This is a genomic window from Nocardiopsis protaetiae (assembly GCF_045446735.1).
GTDB lineage: Bacteria > Actinomycetota > Actinomycetes > Streptosporangiales > Streptosporangiaceae > Nocardiopsis > Nocardiopsis protaetiae.
The window spans coordinates 1-7,453 of the sequence record NZ_JBJJBV010000306.1; the positions used below are offsets into that span (position 1 = coordinate 1).

The 7,453-nt window shown below is 72.3% G+C and carries 6 protein-coding genes and 1 tRNA gene; 1 reads left to right on the plus strand and 6 read right to left on the minus strand.

Translation table 11 applies throughout. The annotated features are described in order from the left end of the window. Positions 1-1,445 (minus strand): L-glutamate gamma-semialdehyde dehydrogenase (gene pruA, locus ACJOT3_RS30010; protein ID WP_406976503.1); only part of this gene is annotated, 1,445 nt, incomplete at its 3' end. A 207-nt stretch (positions 1,446-1,652) separates the two neighbouring features. Between pruA and ACJOT3_RS30015 the strand changes: the two genes are divergently transcribed. After that, positions 1,653-3,365: a helix-turn-helix domain-containing protein gene (locus ACJOT3_RS30015; RefSeq protein WP_406976504.1), complete on the plus strand. Its 1,713-nt coding sequence runs from the start codon at positions 1,653-1,655 to the stop codon at positions 3,363-3,365. A gap of 17 nt (positions 3,366-3,382) precedes the next feature. Here the strand turns inward: ACJOT3_RS30015 and ACJOT3_RS30020 are convergent. The 5 genes from ACJOT3_RS30020 to ACJOT3_RS30040 form a co-directional block, all read right to left on the minus strand. After that, positions 3,383-3,456 (minus strand) — tRNA-Leu (locus ACJOT3_RS30020). Between the two features lie 117 nt (positions 3,457-3,573). Then, positions 3,574-4,953 (minus strand): NAD(P)/FAD-dependent oxidoreductase, encoded by a 1,380-nt coding sequence (locus tag ACJOT3_RS30025; protein ID WP_406976505.1) that lies wholly within the window; start codon positions 4,951-4,953, stop codon positions 3,574-3,576. Between the two features lie 475 nt (positions 4,954-5,428). Continuing rightward, on the minus strand, positions 5,429-6,415 hold the full coding sequence (locus ACJOT3_RS30030; protein WP_406976506.1) for a Ppx/GppA phosphatase family protein: 987 nt from the start codon (positions 6,413-6,415) through the stop codon (positions 5,429-5,431). Beyond that, on the minus strand, positions 6,412-6,990 hold the full coding sequence (locus ACJOT3_RS30035) for a DUF501 domain-containing protein (protein ID WP_406976507.1): 579 nt from the start codon (positions 6,988-6,990) through the stop codon (positions 6,412-6,414). Before ACJOT3_RS30035 ends, ACJOT3_RS30030 begins: the two co-directional genes overlap by 4 nt. Before the next feature lie 74 nt (positions 6,991-7,064). Continuing rightward, entirely contained in the window at positions 7,065-7,436 is a 372-nt protein-coding gene (locus ACJOT3_RS30040) for an FtsB family cell division protein (RefSeq protein ID WP_406976508.1), read from the minus strand. Positions 7,437-7,453 lie beyond the last annotated feature (17 nt).

Here is a 7,453-nt window from a genome sequence, read left to right on the forward strand (position 1 = left end):
AAGTTGCCCGCGGTGAAGCGCAGGGCGGCCTCGGCCTCGGCGACCGCGGCGCGGTCGTTGGCGATGACCGCACCGGTCAGCGCGTAGGCGGAGCCCTCGTCGACGACCTTGAGGATCTCGCTGTAGCGGTCGTCCTCGTAGACGTGGACGGCGACGACCGGACCGAAGTACTCGGTGCGGAACACGTCGTTGGACGGGTCCGTGCCCACGATGATGGTCGGGCGCACGAAGTAGCCCACCGAGTCGTCGGCGGTGCCGCCGGCGACGATCTCCAGGGTCGGGTCCGCCTTGGCGTCCTCCAGGACCTTGGCCAGCTTGTCGAAGGAGCGGCGGTCGATGACGGCGCCCATGAAGTTCGACAGGTCGGTGACGTCGCCCATGGTCAGGGCCTCGGTCTCGGCGATGAGCGCGTCGCTCGTCTTCTCCCAGACCGAGCGGGCCACGAACACGCGCGAGGCGGCCGAGCACTTCTGGCCCTGGTACTCGAAGGCGCCGCGCACGATGGCGGTGCGCAGGATCTCCGGGTCCGCGGTGTGGTGGGCGACGATGAAGTCCTTGCCGCCGGTCTCGCCCACGATGCGCGGGTAGGCGCGGTAGGTGGAGATGTTCTCGCCGACGGTCTTCCACAGGTGCTGGAAGGTCCGGGTGGAACCGGTGAAGTGCACACCGGCCAGTTCGGGGTCGTTGAGGGCGACGTCGGAGACGGCCAGGCCGTCACCGGTGACCATGTTGATGACGCCGGGGGGCATCCCGGCCTCCTCCAGCAGGCGCATGGTCAGCTCGGCGGAGAACTGCTGCGTCGGGGAAGGCTTCCACACGACCACATTGCCCATCAGGGCCGGGGCGGTGGGCAGGTTGCCCGCGATGGCGGTGAAGTTGAACGGGGTGATCGCGTAGACGAACCCCTCCAGCGGCCGCTGCTCCATGCGGTTCCACACGCCCTTGACGCTCAGCGGCTGCTGGGCGATCAGCTCGCGGGCGTAGGCGACGTTGAAGCGCCAGAAGTCGATGAGCTCACAGGCCGCGTCGATCTCCGCCTGCTGGGCGGTCTTGGACTGGGCGAGCATGGTGGCGGCGTTGATGGTGGCGCGCCAGGGGCCGGCCAGCAGCTCGGCGGCGCGCAGCAGGATGGCGGCGCGGTCGTCGAAGGACATGGCGCGCCAGGCGGGGGCGGCGGCCTTGGCGGCGGCGATGGCGTCGCGGGCGTCCTGGTGGGTGGCGTTGCGCATGGTGCCCAGCACGGCGGCGTGGTTGTGCGGCTGCACGGCGTCGATGGGCTCGCCGCCGCCCATGCGGCTCTCGCCGCCGATGCGCATCGGCAGGTCGATGCGCTCCTTGCCGAGCTCCTCCAGCTTGGCGACGAGCTCCGCGCGCTCGGCGCTACCGGGCGCGTACGAGAGAACGGGCTCGTTCACCGGCGGCGGGACGTTGGTCACGGCGTCCATGGGCACCTCCCTGAAAGTCTTTTCCCTGAACAGAGCAGGGGCTGTCTCATCCAACGCTCCCAGAACGCGGCCGTGCGAACCTTGTGGAGCGGGCCACTCTTTGCCCGACCTGTTTGTCCTCTAGGACAAAATGAAACCCGAAGGCCCACTGCTGTCACATTTCGCGACATTTGTCCCGCCGCTCACCGCACACCACCGGAGGCTCCCGTGACGACCGACGTTCCCGCTGGTCACGACCGGGAAGAGGCGGAGCCTCAACCGGGTGTCCCGCTGCGCCGCCTGCTGCTGGCCCTGGGCGACCCGATCCTGGACGTGGCCGCGGCCCCGGAGGGACTGGATGTCCGAGTGGACAACGTCCTCATCGTGGACCCCGAGGACCGGACCGAGGTGCGCGGCGGCGACCTGGTGCTGCTGATCGGGGCCCGCGGCGGGTCGGCCCGGCGGCTGGTGCGGCGGATCGCCGAACAGGGTGCGACCGCGGTCGCGGTCAAGACCGGCCCCCCGACCGAGGGGAGCCCGGTGCGCCGCCCCCGGGTGGGCGGCGACGAGCTGGCACCGCTGCGCGCGGAGGCGCAGGAGGCGGGGATCGCGCTGCTGGTGGTGCGCCCGGAGGTGCGCTGGGACCGGTTCCAGGCGGTGTGCCAGGGCATCGTGGACGACGCCCGGCTGCTGGAGGAGGGCGACCCCGGCGAGGCCGACGGCGACCTGTTCTCGATGGCGCAGACCATCGCCCAGCTCACCGGCGGCCTGGTGAGCATCGAGGACGCGGCGAGCCGGGTGCTGGCCTACTCCAGCGGCGCCGAGGTGGACGAGCTGCGGCGGCTGTCGGTGCTCGGACGGCGCGGCCCGGAGTCGTACCTGGCGCTGCTGCGCGAGTGGGGGGTGTTCGCCCGGCTGCGCGCGGGCGAGGAGGTGGTGAGCATCGACGAGCACCCGGAGCTGGGCATCCGGCGGCGGCTGGCGGTGGGCATCCACGCCGGGGACCGGCCGCTGGGCGCGATCTGGGTGCAGGAGGGGGCGCGGCCGCTGGCCGAGCACGCCGAGGAGGCGCTGCTGGGCGCGGCCCGCACCGCCGCCTTGCAGATGATCCGCCAGCGCACCCGGGCCAGCGCCGGGCTGCGGCTGCGCGAGGACCTGCTGTCCAGCCTGCTGGAGGGGCGGATCGACGCGGCCGCCCTGGCCGACACGGTGGAGGTGCACAGCGACCGGGCGGCGCTGGTGGCGGCGTTCGCCCCGGTCGGGGAGGAGGGCCCCGAGCGGGCCGACCGCCCCGAGCGGGAGCTGCGCCGCCGCCGGTTCCTGGACCTGGTGTCGGTGCACACCGCCGCCTACCGGCGCAGCGCGCTGGTGACCGAGCTGAACGGCCGGGTGTACGCGCTGCTGCCCGACCTGACCCGGGACCGCGACGGGGTGGAGCGCACGGTGGTCACCCTGTGCTCCCGGATCGTGGAGGCGGCGCGGTCGGCCCTGGGGCTGCGGGTGCGGGCGGCGGTGGGCTCGCCGGTGGGGCGGCTGGCCGACGCCCCGGAGTCGCGGGAGGAGGCCGACCGGGTGCTGGAGGCGATGCGCGGCGACCCCGGCCGGGAGGTGGCGACCATCGACGACGTGCGTTCGCGGGTGCTCATCCGGGAGACGCTGGCGCTGCTGCACGAGGAGCCGTCGCTGCGGGACCCGCGGGTGTCGCGGCTGGTGGAGTACGACCGGGACGGCGGCGCGGAGCTGGTGCGCTCGCTGTCGGCCTACCTGGAGGCGTTCGGGGACGCGCGGGCGGCGGCGGAGCGGCTGCACATCCACCCCAACACCCTGCGGTACCGGGTGCGCCGGGCGGCGGAGGTCAGCGGCATCGACCTGTCCGACCCCGGGGAGCGGCTGTTCACGCAGTTGCAGCTGCTGATGGAGCAGGAGCGGCCCGCGCCGTGAGGCGGCGGGCCCGCGAGTACCCCCGGTCGGACTCGAACCGACACTTGTGACCCTTTTAGGGGGCCTGCCTCTACCATTGGGCTACGAGGGCGAGCCCATCATACCGGCCGGGCCGGTCGCCCACTTTGCCGTCGCCTGGCCGGAACGGGACAGCGGAAGAGGCCGATCCCCCTGCGGGGAACGGCCTCTCTGCGTTAGAGGACGGGTCCTAGCTCACCCGGCGCAGGTGGCCGCCCTCGACCGCCTGCGGGTTGCTGGCCTCCTCGAAGGCCTGGCGGGGCTCGGCCATGTCGGGCAGCGCGGCGAAGTCGCGGCGCAGGAAGAACCCGAGGGTCCAGTCCGACAGCACCCGGAACTTGCGGTTGAAGGTCGGGACCGCGAACAGGTGGTAGGCGCGGTGCGCGTACCAGGCCAGGCGGCCGTTGAGCCCGATCTTCCCGAACAGCTGGGCGGCGCCCTTGTGCACGCCCAGCCCGGCGACCGCGCCGAGGTTCTTGTGGCGGTAGGCCTTGGGCTTCTCGCCGCGCAGGGTGGCGATGACGTTGTCGGCCAGCACCGGGGCCTGGCGCACCGCGTTCTGGGCGTTGGGCGGGTAGTAGCCGCCGTTGCCGTCGGGCACCTGGGCGTTGTCGCCGCCGGCGAACACGTTCTCGGCGCCGTTGACGATCAGGTACTCGCTGGTGTCGACGTGGCCCTTGGGGCCCAGCGGCAGGTCGCTGGCGGCGACCACCGGGCTGGGCTTGACGCCGGCGGTCCACACCAGGGTCCCGGCGTCGAACTCGGCGCCGTCGCTGAGCTTGATGCGCTGGTCGACGGCCGACTCCAGGAACGTCTTGAGCCGGACGTCGATGCCGCGGCGGCGCAGCTGGTTGAGGGCCTTGGTGCCGACCTCGGGGCCGACCTCGGGCAGGATCTTGTCGGCGGCCTCGATGAGGTAGAACCGCACGTCCGACTGCTCGATCGAGGGGTGGATGCGGACCGCGTCGCGGACCATGTCCTCCAGCTCGGCGATGGCCTCGGCGCCGGCGAACCCGCCGCCGACGAACACGAAGGTCAGCGCCTTGCGGCGGACGTCCTCGTCGTCGGTCGAGTCGGCGATGGTGAGCTGGTCGAGCACGTGGTTGCGCAGGAAGGCGGCCTCTTCGACCGTCTTGATGCCGATGCCCCACTCGGCCAGGCCGGGGATGGGCAGGGTGCGCGAGACGGCGCCGGCGGCCATCACCAGGTAGTCGTAGGAGATGGTCTCGGGCTCGCCCACGTTGGGCTCGTAGCGGACGGTGCGGTCGGCGTTGTCGATGCGCACGACCCGGCCGCCCAGGACGCGGACCCGCTTGAAGACCTTGCGCAGCGGGACGACGACGTTGCGCGGGGAGATGCTCCCGGCCGCGGCCTCGGGCAGGAACGGCTGGTAGGTCATGTACGAGTTGGGGTCGATGACGGTGATCCGCGCTTCACCGGCACCGAGCTTCTTCTCCAGCCGCTTCGCGGTGTACATCCCGAGGTAACCGCCACCGACGATGAGGATGTGCGGGATCTCCGCCTCGTCCCCGCCGCCGTGCACCAGCCGGTAGTTCCTGCTCTCGGTCATCGCATTTCCGCCCTAACGGTTTCTTCGGCCTCCCCCGTCGTGGCGGGGGTGAGGCTCCCTACTCAGGTTGTGAGTCGTGGCTGTTACGGGAGCCCGACCTTTTTGTCGCTGCTTGTGCATTCTTTCACAAGCACCTACCCGCAGAGAAGGTTCACACCAGGCCACCTTCCCACCACTTTCCCGCCGCCGCCGATCGCGTTTGCGCAGGTCAGAGCGGTTGTGAAAGCGTTCACAAGGGTCCGACGGGGTGACACGTCTCACCCGGAGGTCCCTTGTACGGACCTCGAAAGACCCTGGTGAAGGCTAGAACATGGGAGTTCGTGCCCCTGCACTCGGGTCCGCGAGGCGCCAGCGGGGTTCTGGAGGCCCCGGAGGAGAGGTCTTCGAGGAGAGTCCGTGGCCGAAGGCCATCCGTTGAGGGTGGCGGTGGGCGACGGGCGGGCCCAAGCGAAGCGGAGGCCCGAAAAAGCACAGCCTAGAAGACGAGGCTCCAGGCCACGCCGTCCAGGATGTCGTGCTCACTGGCCGTGAACGCGTCCGCCCCCGTGCGGGCCAGGACCCGGGACAGCACCAGCGCGCCCGCGCCGATCACGTCCACCCGGCCCGGGTGCATGACGCCGATCTCCGACCGCTGCATCGACGTGGACGCCAGCAGCTCCCCGGTGATCCGGTCCAGCTCCGCCGCCGGCACACGCGTGTGGTGGATCCGCTCGGAGTCGTACTCGGGCAGGCCCAGGGCGATCCCGGCGACCGTCGTCGCGGTCCCGGCCACGCACACCACCGTGCCCGCCTCGCGCAGCGGCACGACCCGCTCGACCTCGTCCAGCGCCGCGTCGATGTCGGCCGTGGCCGCCGCGACCTCCTCGGCGGTGGGCGGGTCGCTGCGCAGGTGGCGCTCGGTCATCCGCACACAGCCGATGTTGACCGACAGCGCGGCCCGCACCAGGTCGTCCTCCACGGCGGGCTCGCCGCCGAGCACGAACTCGGTGGACCCGCCGCCGATGTCCACCACCAGGAACGGCGGCTTGAGGTCGGTGTGCCCGCCCTCGGCGGCCTCGGCCGCGAACTCGGCGGTGGCGCCCACGAAGGACAGCTCCGCCTCGTCCAGGCCGGTGACGACCTCCGGCTCCACGCCCAGGATCTCGCGCACGCCGTCGATGAACACCTGCCGGTTGCTCGCGTCCCGGGTGGCGCTGGTGGCGACCATCCGGACCGCGTCCGGGCCCAGTTCGATGCCGTGCGCCTCGATGGCCTCGGCGTAGCCGCGCAGCGCCTCGAAGGTGCGCTCCAGGGCCTGCGGGGCGAACGCCCCGGTCTCGTCGACGCCCTCGCCCAGCCGCACGATCTCCATGCGCCGGTCGACGTCCACGACCTGGACCTCGTCGTCGTCGATCTGGACGACGTCCGCGATCAGCAGCCTGACCGAGTTCGTCCCGCAGTCGATCGCCGCGACACCGCTCATGACCCGTTCCCTTCCGTGCCCTCGGGGGCGTTCTCGTCGACGCACACACACGGTCCCTTGTCCCACCAGTGCGGGAGCTCCTCCAGAGCCTGGGCGCCGAACGGGTTGACCCCCGGCTCGGCCAGCTCGTGGGCGACCAGCGCGTGCAGGCACTTGACCCGGGTGGGCATGCCCCCCGTGCTCTGCATCCCCTCCGGAAGAGGCTCCACGCCGTCGCGGCGCGCCTGCTCGGACCGCTCGGCGATGTAGGACTCGTGCGCCTTGGTGTAGGCGGCGCGCAGGTCCGGGTCCTCGGCCAGGGCTTCCTGCATCTCGCGCATCCGGCCGGAGTTCTCCATCCGGCCGATCGCGGACGCGGCGCGCGGGCACGTCAGGTAGTACAACGTCGGGAAGGGGGTCCCGTCTTCCAGCCGCGGCGCGGTGCGCACCACGTCGGGCAGGCCGCACGGGCAGCGGTGCGCGACGCCGCGCACGCCGCGCGGGGTGCGGCCCAGCTGGAGTTCGATGGCGGCGGTGTCGCTCGGGTCGACGGGGTCACCGGGGTGCCCGGATACGGGCTGATCTGCGGAAGTCATGACCGGTCCAGGATAGGGCCAACGGGGGCGCCGGCGCCCCCGTTCAGGGCGCGGTACGGGCCGGGTCCCGCAGATCAGGGCGCGGTGCCCGCCGCGGGGTCGTCGGCCTCGCGCACCGAGCGCCACAGCGCGGCGAACCACGGCTCGCCCGGGCCCGCCTCGGCGCCGGGGTCGTCCTCGGCCTCGGGCCGCACCACGATGTAAGCGGTCTCGCCCGGGTACTGGTAGTGCAGGCGCAGCCGGGCCTCGCGCTCGACGTAGTCGTCGGTGCCCAGGGCCTCCTCGCGCGAGCGCAGGTCGCGCACGTTCTCCTCCATGCGCGCCCGCTCCTCCTGGAGCTGGGCGATCTGGGCGCGCTGGGCCACGTACTCGCGCAGCGGGTAGGCCAGGCTGAGCGCGATCACGCACACCACCAGGGCCAGGATCGCGGCCCGGCTGGTGAGCATGGGCCGCACGGTGCGGG